Below are 15510 nucleotides of genomic sequence, written 5' to 3'. Positions count from 1 at the left end.
CATGAAGCATTCGGATTCTGCACGGCGCGCGATCTCGGCTCCGTTCACCCGCCGATCGTTCCTCGGCCTCGGCGCCGCCGCCGCGGGGGCAGTGCTGCTGGGCGCATGCGGCACCGACAGCAGCTCGTCACCGACGTCCGGCCAGGCTCCTCGGACCGGCGGCAGACTTCAGGCCGTCTTCAACGGCGGTGGCGCCGACGAGGTTCTCGACCCCCACAAGTCCAACCTCTACGTCGACGTCGCGCGGTCGAATGCGATGTACGACAAGCTCGTCGAACTCGGCGACGACCTGTCTCCGGTTCCGCGCCTGGCGGCCGAGTGGCAACCCAACGCCGACGCCACCGTCTGGACGATTCGCCTGCGCGACGCCAGGTTCCATGACGGTCGACCGGTTCGCGCAGCCGATGTCCTCTACTCCTACAGCCGCATCGTCGACCCGAAGAACGCGCTGCGACCCGCCGCAGCACTCGCGGTCCTCGACGTTCCCAGGTCTCGTGCGATCGACGACCGAACAGTCGAACTGGTCTGTACGCAACCCTGCGGGGAGATCACCACGGTGCTGTCGGCATTCGGTGCGTACATCATCCCCGAGGGCACCACCGACTTCGCTACACCGGTCGGCACCGGTGCATTCTCCTTCGTCTCCTTTGCTCCCGGACGCTCGCTGGTCACCACCCGATTCGACGACCACTGGGACGGCGCAGCATACGTTGACGAGTTGGAGATCCTCACCGCTTCGGACGAAACCGCACGTATCAATGCGCTGCTCGGCGGGCAGGTGCACTACGCCGACGATCTCAGCGTCACCTCGGCTCGCACGTACGCCGGTGACGATCGCGTCGAGATCCTCATCTCGCCGCACAGTTCGATGTCGGCATTCGCGATGAAAGTCGACCGCCCCCCGTTCGACAGCCTCGAACTGCGGCAGGCGATGTTCGCGCTCGTCGACCGCAACCAACTCGTATCCACGATCCTCGGTGAGACCGGGACGGTCGGAAATGACTTGTTCGGCAAAGGGTTCGAATACTATGCCGACGATCTGCCGCAGCGCGAACAGGATCTCGATCTGGCCCGGGACCTCATCCGACGGGCCGGTGCGCGCAACACCACCATCGACCTGCAGACGACGTCGTCGACCAACGGCTTCGTTGAGGCGGCCAACATTCTCGCCGAGCAGGCCGCACAGGTGGACCTGAACATCAACGTGGTCGTCGGTGAGGGATCGACGTTCTGGTCGAGGACTCTCGATGAGGGTGTCCTGTCGAGCTTCCGGTCCGGTGCGATGCCCATCGGCAGCCACATCGAACAGCGCATGCTCACCGAGTCGACAAAGAACTACACGCAGTGGCGGCGCCCGGAGTTCGACTCCTTGTATGCCACGGCCAGTCAGACCACCGATGACGCCACGCGTGACCGCGCCTATCAGGACATGCAGAGCCAGCTCTACACCGAAGGCGGGTTGCTGGTGTGGGGCTTCTCCGACGCCCAGCACGGCATGGCGCCCAACCTGCGCGGGATGCCACAGAATGCGCCGACCAACACACTCGGGTACGCGCGATTCGACAAGGCCTGGCTCGCATGAACATCGCCCGCTACGCGGGCGTCCGTCTGACGGTGGGTGTGGTGCAGACCGCGGCGGTGGTGGGCTGTGTGTTCGTGGTCGCCTCCGCGTTGCCCGGCGACGCGGCCGTGGCCATTGCTGCCGACGATCCCGATCCCGACCGTATCGCCGCGCTGCGACAGAACCTCGGTCTCGACCGGCCCCTGCTCACCCAGTTCGGTGATTGGGCCGGTGGTCTTCTGCAGGGGGATCTCGGAACCTCGGCGGGCTCTGGGCGCCCGGTGACCGCGATTCTCGCCGACGCCCTGGGGCCCACGGTGACGCTCGCGGTTCTCGCGATGGCGCTGACCGTCCCTGCGGCCATCGCGATCGGCGTGGTGGCCGCCACGCATCGCGGCCGGCGGCTGGATCGCACCATCACCGGTACCACGGTGGCGTTGTACGCGGCTCCGGAGTTCGCCGTGGCGATCGTGCTCATTTCGGTGTTCGCGGTGGGCCTGGGATGGTTTCCCCCTACCGCGGTCGGCGCCGGAGACTCGCTACTCGACCAACCCGAACTGCTCGTACTGCCGGTCATCGTCCTGATGGTGCGTCCGGTGTGCTCGTTGTCGCGGTTGGTGCGCGCATCGATGGCCACCACCCTGGACTCGGAGTACATCGAACATTCGCTGCGTCTGGGTATCTCGACGCGTCGGGTCATCTGGCGCCACGCACTGCCCGGGTCGCTGACGCCGGCGACCCAGCATGTCGCGCGGATCGCCGATTGGATGCTGGGCGGTGTGGTGATCGTCGAGGCCGTCTTCGCCATCGGCGGCCTCGGCGAGGTGTTGGTGGACGCCGTCAGCAGCCGCGATCTGCCGTTGCTCATGGGGGTGGTGTGTCTGTTCGCGGTGATCACGGTGGTGGTGAACACCGTCGCCGACATCGTTGCCTATCAGCTGAATCCGGCGGCCGGAGAAGCACTGTGAGTCCTGTGCGACGACATCATCGACTTGCACTGATCCTCGGCGCCACGCTCGCAGGTATACCGCTGTTGGTGGCGCTCGCCGGTCCGCTGGTGGCCGAGCCCGGTGAGCGTGGCCCGGCCTTCACTCAGGGCGAGAACTGGCTGCTGGGCACCGACGTGGAAGGTCGCGATGTGCTGTCGCAGGTCCTGTTGGGTGGGCGCTCGCTGGTGGTGATTGCGGTGATCGCGGTGGTGCTGACCTACGCCGTCGCGGTGCCGTGGGCGATCACCGCGGCCGCCTCCCGGCATCGGCTCATCGATGAGATGATGATGCGTCCGCTCGACGTGCTGCTGTCGTTGCCGTCGATCATGCTGCTGCTGATCGTGGTCGCCATGTCGGGAGCCAGCACTGTGGTGCTGACGGTCACCGTTGCCCTGTTGTTGTTTCCGGATGCGGCCCGACTGATCCGCGCATCTGCCCTTCGTGCAGTGCACACCCCCGCCATGGCTGCGCTGATTCTGCAACGGGAGTCGTGGTGGCGCAGGATGATCGGCTATCTGGGTCGCACCCTGGTCCCGATCATCGCCGCCGATGCCGGACTCAGATTCGTGGGAGCCATCTATCTGGTCGCATCGGCCAGTTTTCTCGGTCTCACCGCTGATGCCGCGGGCACCGACTGGGCGGTCATGGTGGATCGCAATCGAGGCGGGATTGCGCTGGTGCCGTGGGGGGTTCTGGTTCCCGCTGCACTCATCATCGCGATGGCGGTGGGCGTGAACCTGCTGTGCGATTCGTTGACCCGACAGCAGACGCGCAATGGAACCCTCGCGGGGGTATCGGCATGACTCAGGTGACCGGACCAACTCCGGTGGCAGCGACTCTCGTCTCGATTCGCGGACTCACCGCGCGCACTGCGCAACGGGCGATCGTCGACGATATCGATCTCGACATCCCCGCCGACGGGGTCACCGCTCTGGTCGGCGCATCGGGGAGCGGCAAGACGACGACCGCGATGGCCCTGATGGGTGAGCCTCGGCCGGGTGTGCAGCTCAGTTGGCGTGAAAGAAGCGCCGCGCAGCTGCACTTCGGCTATGTGCCGCAACATCCCTCGGCAATACTCAATCCGGCACTGCGGATCGGAACCGTACTGCGCGACGTCGAGCAGGCGGCACGGCGTCGAGGCGCGGACGTGTCAGTGGGTGACGCACTGCGGCGAGCCGGCTTCTCCGACGATCCGGCGATGCTACGTCGTCATCCGCATCAACTCTCCGGTGGCCAGCAGCAACGTCTGGTGATCGCACTGGCCCTGCTCACCGCACCGGACTGCCTAGTGATGGACGAACCGACCACCGGTCAGGATCCGGCACGTCGAGACGGGGTACTCACCGAGATCGAACGCCTCTCCGGTCGTGGACTGCCCGTGCTGCTGCTCACCCACGATCATGACGCGGTGCGGCGGGTGGCATCACACGTCATCACCATGGAGCACGGACGGATCGTCGCGGTTGCGGGCCGACAGCCAACGGGACGCGGCGAGAGCAGCGGTCGGCAACGTCACCGGATCGCCGCTTGCGACGTCATCGACGCAGGGGTTGCGCGGTTGGCGCTGGAGGGCATCAGCGCCGGGTATCGGAGTCATCCGGTCCTGCAGGATTTCTCCCTGCGCGTCGAACCCGGCGAGTGTGTCGCGCTGGTGGGCGCAAGCGGGTCGGGGAAATCAACGGCCGCACGAGTGTTGGCGGGACTGCATGCACCGTCGGCAGGGCGGGTGCTGCTCGACGGACGGCCCTTGCCGGATGTGGTGAGCCGCCGATCCCAAGCCGATGCTGCCGCGATCGGCTACGTTTTCCAGGACGCGAAGGCTGCGTTCGATCCCTATCGCTCGGTGTGGGATCAGATCGTGCGGTCGCCCGTGCGGCTGCGCTCGGCCGGCCGTGCGCAGGCGCAGGCCGCGGCGTTGCGTGCCATCGAGCAGGTCGCGCTCAGTCGGGCTCTGGCCGACAGCCGTCCGGGCACGCTGTCCGGTGGTGAGGCGCAGCGGGCCGCGATCGCGCGTGCCCTGGCCGCCGACCCCTCGGTGTTGATCTGCGATGAGGTGACCACCGGATTGGACCCCGAGTCTCAGCGCCAAGTACTGCATGTGATGTCCCGACTCACCCGCGACGAGGGCCGGTCACTGCTGATCATTACGCACGACCAGAAGGCTGTCGCGCAGGTCGCCGACCGCGTCGTTGACCTCGACCACCCGGGGCAGCGCGCGTGACGACAGACCCTTCGCGGTGCGTTCCCGTTGACTGTGCGCCGTTTCCCGTCGACTGGGCGCCAGATTCCGTTGACTGGGCGCCGTTTCTCGTTGACTGGGCGTCGTTTTCGGTCGAGTGGGTGCTGTGCCTCGGGTCCGACCGACCGCCGGCGCCACCCGAGCGGGCAGACGCGGCCGCGTGACTTCGGTGCTACCGTGTCCACATGCTGAGTCTGCAGAAAGGCGCATGAGGCGCCCCCGTCGTTTGTTGGTGCGCGTCGTTGAGATGTCCGTGGGCGACGGAGCGCTCGCACCTCCCCGGGTTGGAGCGGTCACCGATTTTCCGGTTGGCTTCGTCGAAGTCGGGTCGGCGTTCGTCAACCGTCGTGTGCGTGACGCCGAGGTCATGACGGTGCGTGGCGTGCTCGAACTCGAGGACCGAGGGCCGTTCGAGCACCACGATCACGAATCCGCTGTGTCCTATTGGATGTGGCAAGGTCTACTGCGCGGCGACGGCTGGACCGCCACTTGGCATGGCACGCGACCGCTGACCGGACCTGTCGAGCTGACCGGCTACTTCACGTCGGCCTTGAACGTCGACAACCCGGGGCGCGTGCGCGGCCGCATCACCCGCGTGCGCATCATCTCCGAGGCCTATCGGCCCGTCGACGACTCGTGGGAGGTCATCGGCGGGGCACCGGCCCACTACCGAGACGTCCAGCGCGCCCCGCACTTTCATGGAGACGATGTCACTGCCACCGCTTCCGGCATGAGCTACCGGGACACCGCGATCCTGATCGACCTCGACCTCGATGACGTTGCACCGCCGCCCGTTCGCCCACGTGTCGTGCCCGGTCACGTCTCCGTTGCCGGCGATTTGACGGTGTGGGTCTCCGACACCGAGCTGCCGGTGGTCGCCCGCATCGACACCCGGGCCAACGACGCTGTCGAATACGTGCTTCCGGGACTGCCCGCCGACTTTCGCCGCGTATATGCCACTCCCACAGGCTGTTGGGCGACGGAGCCACCAGCGGTGTACCGCATCACCGCCGGGGAGGGAGCGTACCGAGTCGCCGACGTCGGTGCCGCCATTGCAGCGGTCAGCGGCGAGACGCTCCTCGCTCACCACGCGACCCGGGGGTGGACGCTCTACGCACCGGACCGACCACCGCTGCCCGTCGACCTTCCCGACTCGGAGACCATCGGCTTCCCGGGCGTTGACCGCCACACCGGCGACTTCGTGCTGCTGTCCCGGGCAGGCTCCACACAGTTGCGGCTGGTGCGGGTCAGCACCTCGGGGGAGGTGAGCGTCGGACCGGTCCTCGAGCAGTTGGGGCGGCATGCGTGGCCGGTCTTAGCCGGTACACCGCTACGCATCCTCTACGGCCGCGGGCAGGCGGCGATCGTCAACGACGACCTGACGCTCGGCCCGGCCGATCGCCTACCCAAAGAGCCCATCACGGGCGGCGGGGTCGATGACGACGTGTGGATCGAGACGTTTCGTGCACGACGAGACTCCGATGATCTGGCCACGCAATGGTGGCCGCTGCCGCCGCCGGACGACCTGAACAGGACGCTGCCCAGAGAGCCGCGGTTGACCATCCTCGACGCCGCCGCCCTGACGCCACACGTCAGCTGGTCCGTCGACAAGCCCCGGTCGGTCGCTGCGGATGGTCCGAATATCTGGATCTGCGACCGCAAACGGCTCTTTCGAGCTCATCGTCACTCGACGGCGCAGCCGGTGCCCATCGATGTGTCAGCGATGATCACCGAGTCGATCCCACCCGCGACCGGTCGGGAACGAGCCGACGAGTGAATCGGATACTGCGTCGACGCGCCTGCGCTCTCAGCACGGATTTTGCCTTCGAGTGGCGGTTCCGTCGTGGCAGCATCGGAGTCATGCACTCGATCAGGCGGTGGGCGTGGTGTTCGGTTCTTGCGCCCCTCCTGCTTTGCATCGTCGTGTTCGCGATCATGGCAGTGCTCAACGAGCACGCCAATCCGTCATCCGCGCTGGACGTGGCGGCCAACTGGATGTTGGTGATGATCTTCGGAACGATGTTCTACCTGCCGGCGATTCCGGTCACAGTGTTGGGAGTCTTGGCGGTGACCGAGCTACCCCGCCTCGGTCGGGTGGTCGCGACAGCCGGGCTGCTGTGGATTTCCGCAGTGTGGTCGTTCGCGATCGCCGGCGTCGGGCGGCCTACGTTCGACCCGCAACCGTACGACGACGTGAGCTGGGCGGCGACACTCACCGTGCCCGAACTGCTCGTCTTCGCTGTGCCCTACGTCGGGATGCTGGTGCTCAACGTCGTCACGCTCTGTGTGCTGTGGCGCCCATCGAGCTGGCGTTGTGAGACATTCGGTCATGGCGTCGCCGCAGATGCCGAAGTGCGATCGACGTCTGGCGATCACACCCTGTAGTAGCGACCGAGGCAAACGTACTTATGTGATCCCGCTAGGAGGCGCCACCGGCCATATCATAAGTGGCATGGCGAGGATGTCCCTGTATCTTCCGGACGACTTGAAACGAGCGATTGAGCTCGAGGCACGTCGCCGGGCGATTCCTGAGGCCGAAGTCGTGCGCCAAACGCTCCGCGATGCTCTCAGTCGCAACACCGTTCGTCCGCGTGGTGCGCTCTTCACCGGGAGTGAACCCGCCGCTGACCGAGTGGGTGAGCTTCTCGATGGGTTCGGTAAGTGATAGCAAACACCAGAACACAGTCGACACGGCACGGCTCGCGCGCTGAACGACTGGTGCTCGCTGAGCTGGCCTCGGGGGCGTGGGAGCTCGCCGCGATGCCACGCGATCGACTGGCGGCGGCGACTGCCGTTGTCGAGCGGTACTCCGACGTCCCGATCGGCATCGCCGATGCATCCAACATCGTGCTGGCCGAGGTTTATCAGACCAGAATGATTGCAACACTTGACCATCGGCACTTCGGGGTACTGCGGCTCGGTGACGGATCAGCGCCGATCATCGTGCCCTGAACTGTGGGGTGCGTCGAGGTGGCGCATGCTCCGACCGGTCAGTTGAAACCGAAGATCGGGGGTAGGACCACCACCACCAGCGCCGCCCAGATCCCGAAGACCGGCAGATACCGCGTCTGCCAGCGTTCCAGCGCGCTGAATCCCACCCGGCCGCGGAGGAAGCCGACAAGCAGCCACGCAGACCAGACCAGGTTGACCAGCAGCACCGCATTCATGCCCAAGCCGACCACCTTGTTCGGGGTGACACCCGATTGCGTGATCCTGGTCAGCATCACCGCCAGCATGAGCGCATCGACCGCGAGTGCACTGGCGACCAGGGCACATACCAGACGGTCGAACACATCCGGCGGCAGCAGGGGATCGCGGGCCGAGATGGCGTACAGCAGTAGGCCGAAGACGAGCACCAGGATGGCGTCCATCAGAATCAGCAGATCACGGTCGGCGTCGACCACGCTGCCTCGCACCGCGAGCGCGACCAGCAGCACCAACAGCATGACCGTCGTCAGCGGGGTGAAGACACGCGTCAGGACGGGCGCGATGTTCTCCACGACAGCTTGTTTCGCCTCTACCAGCCAGGCCGCAATGATCATCGCGCCGGCCGCGCCGAACGGCAGTATCCAGCCTTCGACCACCCATTCGACATCCATGCCGAGGGCGTCGAACGCCTGGATCGTGAGGGCGATCAGCACCCCGCCGCCGAGGCCGAGCAGGGCCAGATAGACCAACCATTCGCCGGTGAAGCGGATGAAATCCATCCGCCGGCGGTCGGATCGCCATTCACCGCCGACATACGCGACGCCGACGACGAACCACAGAGCGATCGGGGCATGCAGTGCCGCGATGATCTCCGTGGCGTCGCCCTCGGCAAAGGGGTACACGTTCAAGACGACTGCCGCCACGGCGAACGGCAACAGGAGCGCCGCCGCGGTGCGCGCTCTCATCTGTCGCTTCCACGCGAAGTACCCGGTGAGGAACGGCAGCACGAAAAGGCCGACGTTACGGGCGAAGTCGTTCTCGGGCAGGATCGTCGACCCGATCTTGACGGCAACTCCGGCGACGATGGCGAATCCGATCGTCGCGACCAGGTCACGACGGGCCGGGTGATCGCCGGGACGGTCGGTCTCGGGCATGAGCACGAGTTGCTTCCAGAGCCGATCGGAATGCTCTCGGGCGAACTCTCGCGAGATCGAGTCGACGTCGCCCATCCGTTTGACCGCCACCAGGAACGCCTCGTCATCCATCAGGCCGCTTGCCGACAAGTCTGAGATCTGATTGCGCAGATGGTCTTCCATCTCATCGACGTCGGCCGCGGATATGGCCTGGTGGCGTTCGACGAACCCGCGCCACTGTCCGATCTGCGATTCCAATTCTGCGCCGGCGTCCATCAGGCCCTCCCTTCAGCGGGCGGTGGCAGCGCAATACTGCGCCACACCTGATCCAGCGCATCGGCGACGACATCCCACTGGGCACGACGTTGCGCCAACATCTCGAGGCCGGCGGGGCTGATCGCATAGTGCTTGCGCCGACGCCCCGTCTCCGAGACACCCCACGACGACGACACCAGTCCCAGCCTCTCCAGGCGATGCAGCAACGGATACAACATCCCGTCGGTCCACTGCAACTGGCCGCCGGAGAGTTCGTTGACCCGTTTCAGAATCGCGTAACCATAAGATTCGCCGTCGGCGAGAATCCCCAACACCAGCGGGGTTGCCGAGGCGGCCACGAGATCCTTGTCGATGAACATCCAGCTCCTATACCTAGAGCAGCTAGGGTAGCAGCTCTAGGTATAGAGCGTCACGCGATCATTTCGATCCAGGAGGTCACATATCCATCGGTCATACGCGCGTCAGGCAATGCGTACACCCTTGGGCAATCTTCCGGCCGGCACCCGCAGGCGTCGCGCCGCAATGATCAACCCGATCCCGCCGAACGCGACGTTGATGAGCAGCCCGATATACCAGCTGTCGCCGACGCGGGCGTGCTGGTGCGCACGCTGATCGCGATAGAACGCGCTCGGCCCGTTGTCGCCGGAGCTGCTGTAGTAGACGGTCTGCTCGGCGCACTTCGGTGCATCGACGTAGGGGCCCATGCGCGTCGACGACAGCATCTCCGCGACCGGCGCGGCGAGGGTCGGGCCGGCCGGGGAGGTGTCCGACGCCCAGCCATATACCTGCGGATTGTCGTGCGGAGCAACGATATCGGGCACGATCAACGCCGGGTTCGGCGCGAGCAGCCACCAGATGCGTTCGGTGTGATGGAAGGTCTCCGTCACCTCGACATCCGCGCAGGGCGGGGGAGTCCGGACCGGTTCGGAAAATTCGTCCGGCCACGAATACTGTGCGCGAACCACCTCATGCTCCTGTGCAGTGGTGGTGTAGAGCAGCCCGAACAGTGCCGGAAGTCCCAGCAGCAGAAAGAACACTGTCGCCTGAGTCAACACCGCCGACCCGGCCGGGCGCGAGGTCAGCGCCGAGAACCCCAGTCCGATACCGCAATAGCAGGCGAATAACAGGGCGCAGACGACAACGCCGACGATGCCCGGTCCGATGCCATAGGGCGCCGCCACGATCGCCCACACCAGATACGGTAGCGCGACCATCAGCAACGCCAGACAGCTCACCCAGTTGCCGATCAGTTTGCCCACGGCGAGTTGCCAGTTGCTGATCGCGGTGGCCTGCACCACGGCGAGGGTGGCGTCCTTGCGGTCACCGTTGATCGCGGTCGCGGTCAACGTGGGTGCCAGCACGATTCCCAGAAACAGCAGGGTGCCCAGCACGATCGTGTACAGGTTCTGCGCCCAGTCGCGGTAGGCGGCGCCCGCCGGGCTCAGCGCGATGAACATCGAGCCGAACACCACCGCGGAGATGACTAGGAACGCCACCGTCAGGGTGATCTTCCAGCGGGTGGTGCGTACCCGTTGGCGCACCTCGAGGCCGACGAGGACGCTGACGACCGTCCACCACTGCCGGAACCGTCGGGAGCGCGGCGTCGGCGGGCCGGCAGTCGGCATCGTCTCACTGGTTGCAGTCATCGTCACGTCCTGTCGGCGTCGAGTGCCAGGTAGGCGTCCTCGAGTTCGGTTTCGACGCGGGCGAATTCGACGACCTGTCGGCCCGCAGTGATCAGTTCGGTCAGATGTTGAGCGGCGACCTGTTCGTCGGCGAAGCGCATGGTGGTCGCCGACGCTGCGGGCTGCCCCGCCTCTCGGATGCGCCAGCGATGTCCCGCCGACAGTTCGGAGGGGCGGGTGCGGCCTTCGGTCATGATGATCACGTCGTCGACCATCTCCGACAGCTCGGTGAGGATGTGCGACGAGATCAATACGGCGCAACCGGAATCGGCCAGCGAGCGCAGCTGATCACGCAGCTCCACCCGGGATCGCGGATCCATCCCGGAGGCCGGCTCGTCCAGCAGCAGTACGCGCGGACGATGCACAAGGGTGCGCGCAAACCCCAAGCGCTGCTTCTGCCCGCGCGACAGCTCGTGGGCGGGCCGGTCAGCGAACTCGGCCAGGTGCACCAACTCCAGCAGTTCGACGGCCCGACGTCGCGCGTCGGCACGGGAGAGCCCGTGCAGTCGACCGAAGGTGGTCAGGATCTCGCCGGCGGTCAGGCTGTCCCAGGTGCCGAACACGTCGGGCATCCATCCGACCATCGACCGCAGCCGCGGCGCGTCGATCTCGGTCCCGTCGACGGTGATCGTGCCCGAATCGGGCCGCAGTAACCCTGCGAGCATGAGCAGCAGAGTGGTCTTGCCGGCGCCGTTCGGCCCGACCAGCCCGGTGATCGACCCCGTTGACACCGAGACGTCAGCGCCCGCCACCGCGACGTGGCGCCCAAACGTCCGGCTGAGGCCGTTCGCAGTCAATGTCATGGGCGGGACACCGTCGGGCGCGCGGCGTGATCGGTCGTCATCGCACCCGTCACGTTCCGGTCGCCGACCACGTCAGTCGTGAGGTGGGTCATTGCGCTCTCGCTTCTGGCGCTCTTGTTCTCGCGCGGCCTGTCGTTGCTGCTCGGCGCGGTCGCGCAGTTGCTGGAGGAACTCGCGATCGGCCTCTGGGTCGGCCGGAATGTAGCGACCGGGAGTGTCGTATTCGGGGAACTCGCTGGCGCCTCCGGCACGAGCACGGCGGGAGAACTCATCGGCGGCCGGGCGGCCGAACGCCAACCACAGCAAGGCGCCGACAAGGGGGATGATCACCACGAGTGCCACCCACGCCAGTTTCGGTAGGCCGCGGACGCACGCGTCGTCGGTGTTGATGATGTCGATCAGCGCGATCACGAGGATCACCAGGTAGATCAAGCCGAGATACGGCATCGGCGCGCTCCTCCTTCACGTCCCGGACAGCACCGACCTTCACATCGTTGCTTGTGCGGCAATGGTTACACCGATCCCGTGCCACACCTCATGCGACGTGATTGCGTTGGAGCACGCACAGATGGGAACTCGCGACGCAAGAAACGTGCCAGTTGCCTGCAGATTGCTGACAGATCTCCGCGGAAGTCTCATCAGTGGCCACCGCTCGAGACGCAACCGGCTACTGTCCCGACCCGTGAGAGTGAACGCGAGGTCACGATTCTGGATCGTTGTGCTGGCAGTGCTGTTGGCAGTGGCCGCCAGTGCAGGCACATCAGGTGATGCCCGGGGCGACGACGACGTGTCGGTGGGTACGCCGAACTGGTCGGGGCTCGACGTCACCGACTACTCAGGCCCCATACCCGGGCGGTCGGGGACACTGATCGCGCAGGTCCCGTTGGCCGAATCGCTGACTCTGCCGGCGGCTGCCGAGGCCTACCGCATCCAGTTCTCGACCCCGAATCAGCATGGTGCGATGGCAACCAGTACCGGTGCGGTGTTCGTTCCCAAGGGGTCGGCACCTGCTGGCGGATGGCCGGTGATCTCGTGGGCGCACGGAACGGTCGGGATGGCCGACGCGTGCACCCCTTCTGCGTTTCCACGGAGCGCCCGCGACGTCACCTACCTCGGCCATTGGCTCGACCAGGGTTACGCAGTCGTTGCCGCGGACTACGTGGGACTGGGTACGCCGGGATTGATGAGCTATCTGAACGGGGTCACGGCTGCCCACGCAATCGTCGATGCCGTCATGGCCTCGCATCGGATGGATCTCCCGCTGTCGCCACGATGGGCGATCATCGGCCAATCCCAGGGCGCGGCTGCAGCATTGAACGGCGCGCGCTACGCCACCGAGTTCAGCGCCGGCTCGAAACTGGACTATCGAGGTGTGGTGGCCACTGGGATTCCGGCGAACTTGGAGTACCTGTATCAGAATCTGGGTCCTGCGGTCCCACCCTTTGCTCTTCCGGGTGGCCTGAACGCCTATACGGCCTACATTCTCGCCGGCCTCGACGAGGCTCGGCCCGACCTGCGGGTGAGTTCGGTCATGACCCCGAAAGGTGTTGCGCGGCTCGCGGAAGGCCGGGAGACCTGCTATCCCATCCTGAAGAATGCTCTGGCGGGGGACCACGTCGCGTCCTGGTTCTCTGCCCCCTTGGCATCGCTTCCCGGCCTGGTACCGGCTCTCCACCGCTACATGTCGACGCCCTATAAGGGTTACGACCGACCGATCTTCCTCGGGCAGGGCTTGCGCGACACCGATGTTCCGGCACCGTCGGCGCTCTCCCTGTATGCGCAGATGAAAGCCAACAATCAGCCGGTCGAACTCCGCGTGTACCCCGACGACGATCACTCGAGCGCGGTCCTGGCATCCATGCCGGACTCAACGCCGTTCGTCGCTCGTATTCTCCGGTGATCGGCTGCTTGCCACCCTGAGGAGGTGACCGTGCGCTCGCGAACTCCCGTCACAGCCGACGTCTCCCGAGCTCATCCGGCTGCGTGGATTCGGGAGATGGTCCGTCTCAAGCCGGCCACAATGCCGGTGGGGCACATGATTCGAAGCGGTATCGTCGTCGGCGGCCCGTTCATCGTCGGCGTGCTGATCGACGACGTCCTCACCGGGATGTGGATCGCTTTGGCAGGGCTGCTCTTGGCAGCGGGCGAGCGTGCGGGCACCTACCGCTTGAACTTTGCGATCATTCTGATCTCCACCCCGATCGCAGCCACCGGATACGTTCTCGGTTTCCTGCAGCACATTCCGTGGGCAGCGATGATCCTGGTGATGGTTGCTCTTGCTCTCGGATGCGGGTTGATCGCCGGTCTGGGGCCCGCATTCTCGGTCGCCGGGATGCAGTTTCTGGTGATCGCGTCGATCGCGATCGGTGTCTCGAGCATCTCCAATTGGTGGATACCGCTGGCACTGTATTTCGTCGGCGGAATCATCTATGCGGCACTGTTGGCCGTCGAAATGGTGATCGCACCGCGACGGCCCCAGCGGTTGGCCCTCCAGGAGATGCTGCACAGCCTGGCGGGCCTGGCCCATGCCCGAAGCGCTGACCTCCGCGACGGTGGCGACCGGTGCGGGGCGGCCATGGGGGCGTGCCAGTCCGCGCGCCGAACCGCGGTGACGCGCATCGCGGAGTTGACGATTCCGGGCATCGATTCGTCGCGTACGTGGCGGCTGACCAGCGCAGTCATCTTCGACGCCGAACGTGTCGAGGCGCTGTTGATCGGAGAGCGGAGTGTGAGCGCTGTCGACGCCGTTGCTCGACAGCTGGACGCGCTGACCACGGTCGTCAGCGCAGAGAAGGACGCGACGTCGACGACGGCGACCGAAGGCGCGACCAGCATTCCCGGCGGCCCACCACCGCACCCCTCTCCGCTGGAGCAGAGTATGACCGAACTGGCGGAGGCTGTGCGCCACGGTCACGACGGTCGGATGGTACGGCACCCCGTGACTGTTCCGGCCATTGGCGGCGAGGTGGTGGCGGCCGCCGGCCGGCTCGCGCTCTGTTTCGGCATCGCGGTGGCCGCCAAGTTGTATTTTCCGTCGACCCATTGGTTTTGGGTGCCGCTGACGGTGTGCTTGGTGATGAAGCCGGACTTCGGATCGGTGTTCTCGAGGGCAATCCTGCGTGTCCTGGGCACCATCGCGGGCGCGGCGGTCGCCAGCATCATCATCGTGGTCGTCCCTAAAGGTCTCGGCATCGGGATCGCGATCGGCCTGCTTGCCGCCGCTGTTCCGTATCTGATGTTGCGGTCTTACGCGCTGCAGGCCGTGGCGATCACACCTGTGGTGATCCTGCTGATCGATCTCATCAGTCCGGGTACGGAGTCGGTGAACGACGCCTGGCAGCGTATCGCGGCCACCGTCCTGGGTGGGGCCATCGTGCTCGTGTTCGGATACCTGATCTGGCCGCACAGTCGACAGGCGTGGGTCGCGGCGACCTTCGCCACCGCGACTGAGAGGATCGCTGCGTTCCTCACCACCGCAGCCACCCCGATCCCGGAGGATGGCCGCGCGGCATCCGAACGTCACACCGCGTTGGTTTCCGCCCGGCGGACCGCCTATCGCGCGCTGTCAGATCTCGACATCCGGATGCAGCGCGCGTTGTCCGAGCCTCCGCCCGCAGAAACCGTCGCACGAGCGTGGATTCCGGCGATCGCGGCGACCAGCAGGCTTGCCGATGCGGTATCCGCCTATGCCGACGATCGCGTGAACGCAGACGCACCACCGAATCCAGCAGGTGCCGGTGTGGTGGCCGCGGTCATTCTCCAGCTCGGACGCGGAGACTCTCCGGACCCCGTCGAGGTCACCGACGATCGATTGAGTGCAGTCGCCGCCGGCGTGAACACGCTTCGCGCCACATTGCATCACGACGGAGACCGCGACGGCGAAGAATCCCGATGAA

General features: G+C 65.9%; 14 protein-coding genes. 9 read left to right on the top strand and 5 right to left on the bottom strand.

The genetic code is table 11. The annotated features are described in order from the left end of the window. Nucleotide 1 precedes the first annotated feature (1 nt). The 7 genes from ACIGKQ_RS21270 (at nt 2) to ACIGKQ_RS21240 (ending at nt 7741) form a co-directional block, all read left to right on the top strand. Entirely contained in the window at nt 2-1582 is a 1581-nt protein-coding gene (locus ACIGKQ_RS21270; protein WP_396574890.1) for an ABC transporter substrate-binding protein, read from the top strand. Beyond that, a complete protein-coding gene (locus ACIGKQ_RS21265) occupies nt 1579-2529 on the top strand; it encodes an ABC transporter permease (RefSeq protein WP_396574889.1) in 951 nt (316 codons plus the stop codon). The genes ACIGKQ_RS21270 and ACIGKQ_RS21265 overlap by 4 nt, the downstream gene beginning before the upstream one ends. A gap of 5 nt (nt 2530-2534) precedes the next feature. Continuing rightward, nucleotides 2535-3353 carry an ABC transporter permease gene (locus ACIGKQ_RS21260; protein WP_396574888.1) on the top strand — a complete coding sequence of 273 codons (819 nt, stop codon included), beginning with the start codon at nt 2535-2537 and terminating at the stop codon, nt 3351-3353. Next, the gene (locus ACIGKQ_RS21255) at nt 3350-4771 is read left to right on the top strand and encodes an ABC transporter ATP-binding protein (protein WP_396574887.1); all 1422 of its coding nucleotides are present in this window, start codon (nt 3350-3352) and stop codon (nt 4769-4771) included. Before ACIGKQ_RS21260 ends, ACIGKQ_RS21255 begins: the two co-directional genes overlap by 4 nt. Nucleotides 4772-5042: 271 nt before the next feature. Continuing rightward, the gene (locus ACIGKQ_RS21250; protein ID WP_396574886.1) at nt 5043-6566 is read left to right on the top strand and encodes a hypothetical protein; all 1524 of its coding nucleotides are present in this window, start codon (nt 5043-5045) and stop codon (nt 6564-6566) included. Nucleotides 6567-6724: 158 nt separating this feature from the next. Continuing rightward, nucleotides 6725-7174, top strand: coding sequence for a hypothetical protein (locus ACIGKQ_RS21245; RefSeq protein WP_396574885.1), 450 nt, complete (start codon nt 6725-6727; stop codon nt 7172-7174). 333 nt (nt 7175-7507) lie between these two features. Further along, the gene (locus ACIGKQ_RS21240; protein ID WP_396574884.1) at nt 7508-7741 is read left to right on the top strand and encodes a hypothetical protein; all 234 of its coding nucleotides are present in this window, start codon (nt 7508-7510) and stop codon (nt 7739-7741) included. Nucleotides 7742-7779: 38 nt separating this feature from the next. Here the strand turns inward: ACIGKQ_RS21240 and ACIGKQ_RS21235 are convergent, their stop codons facing one another. From ACIGKQ_RS21235 to ACIGKQ_RS21215, 5 genes are all read right to left on the bottom strand, one after another. Beyond that, complete coding sequence (locus ACIGKQ_RS21235; protein ID WP_396574883.1) at nt 7780-9126, bottom strand: permease prefix domain 1-containing protein; 1347 nt, start codon at nt 9124-9126, stop codon at nt 7780-7782. After that, the gene (locus tag ACIGKQ_RS21230; protein ID WP_235725950.1) at nt 9126-9485 is read right to left on the bottom strand and encodes a PadR family transcriptional regulator; all 360 of its coding nucleotides are present in this window, start codon (nt 9483-9485) and stop codon (nt 9126-9128) included. Before ACIGKQ_RS21230 ends, ACIGKQ_RS21235 begins: the two co-directional genes overlap by 1 nt. Before the next feature lie 102 nt (nt 9486-9587). Continuing rightward, entirely contained in the window at nt 9588-10772 is a 1185-nt protein-coding gene (locus ACIGKQ_RS21225; protein ID WP_396574882.1) for an ABC transporter permease, read from the bottom strand. A 2-nt stretch (nt 10773-10774) separates the two neighbouring features. Further along, nucleotides 10775-11614 carry an ABC transporter ATP-binding protein gene (locus ACIGKQ_RS21220; RefSeq protein ID WP_396574881.1) on the bottom strand — a complete coding sequence of 280 codons (840 nt, stop codon included), beginning with the start codon at nt 11612-11614 and terminating at the stop codon, nt 10775-10777. Between the two features lie 72 nt (nt 11615-11686). Next, nucleotides 11687-12061: a PLD nuclease N-terminal domain-containing protein gene (locus ACIGKQ_RS21215; protein ID WP_235725953.1), complete on the bottom strand. Its 375-nt coding sequence runs from the start codon at nt 12059-12061 to the stop codon at nt 11687-11689. 265 nt (nt 12062-12326) lie between these two features. Between ACIGKQ_RS21215 and ACIGKQ_RS21210 the strand changes: the two genes are divergently transcribed. Both ACIGKQ_RS21210 and ACIGKQ_RS21205 read left to right on the top strand, forming a co-directional pair. Next, nucleotides 12327-13514, top strand: coding sequence for an alpha/beta hydrolase family protein (locus ACIGKQ_RS21210; RefSeq protein ID WP_372475416.1), 1188 nt, complete (start codon nt 12327-12329; stop codon nt 13512-13514). A gap of 30 nt (nt 13515-13544) precedes the next feature. Then, complete coding sequence (locus tag ACIGKQ_RS21205; RefSeq protein WP_396574880.1) at nt 13545-15509, top strand: FUSC family protein; 1965 nt, start codon at nt 13545-13547, stop codon at nt 15507-15509. Nucleotide 15510: the final 1 nt, after the last annotated feature.

It is taken from the genome of Gordonia sp. NPDC062954 (assembly GCF_044543825.1).
GTDB lineage: Bacteria > Actinomycetota > Actinomycetes > Mycobacteriales > Mycobacteriaceae > Gordonia > Gordonia tangerina.
Note: the sequence above shows the minus strand (reverse complement) of the source record. Positions and strands in the feature narration are given on the sequence as shown.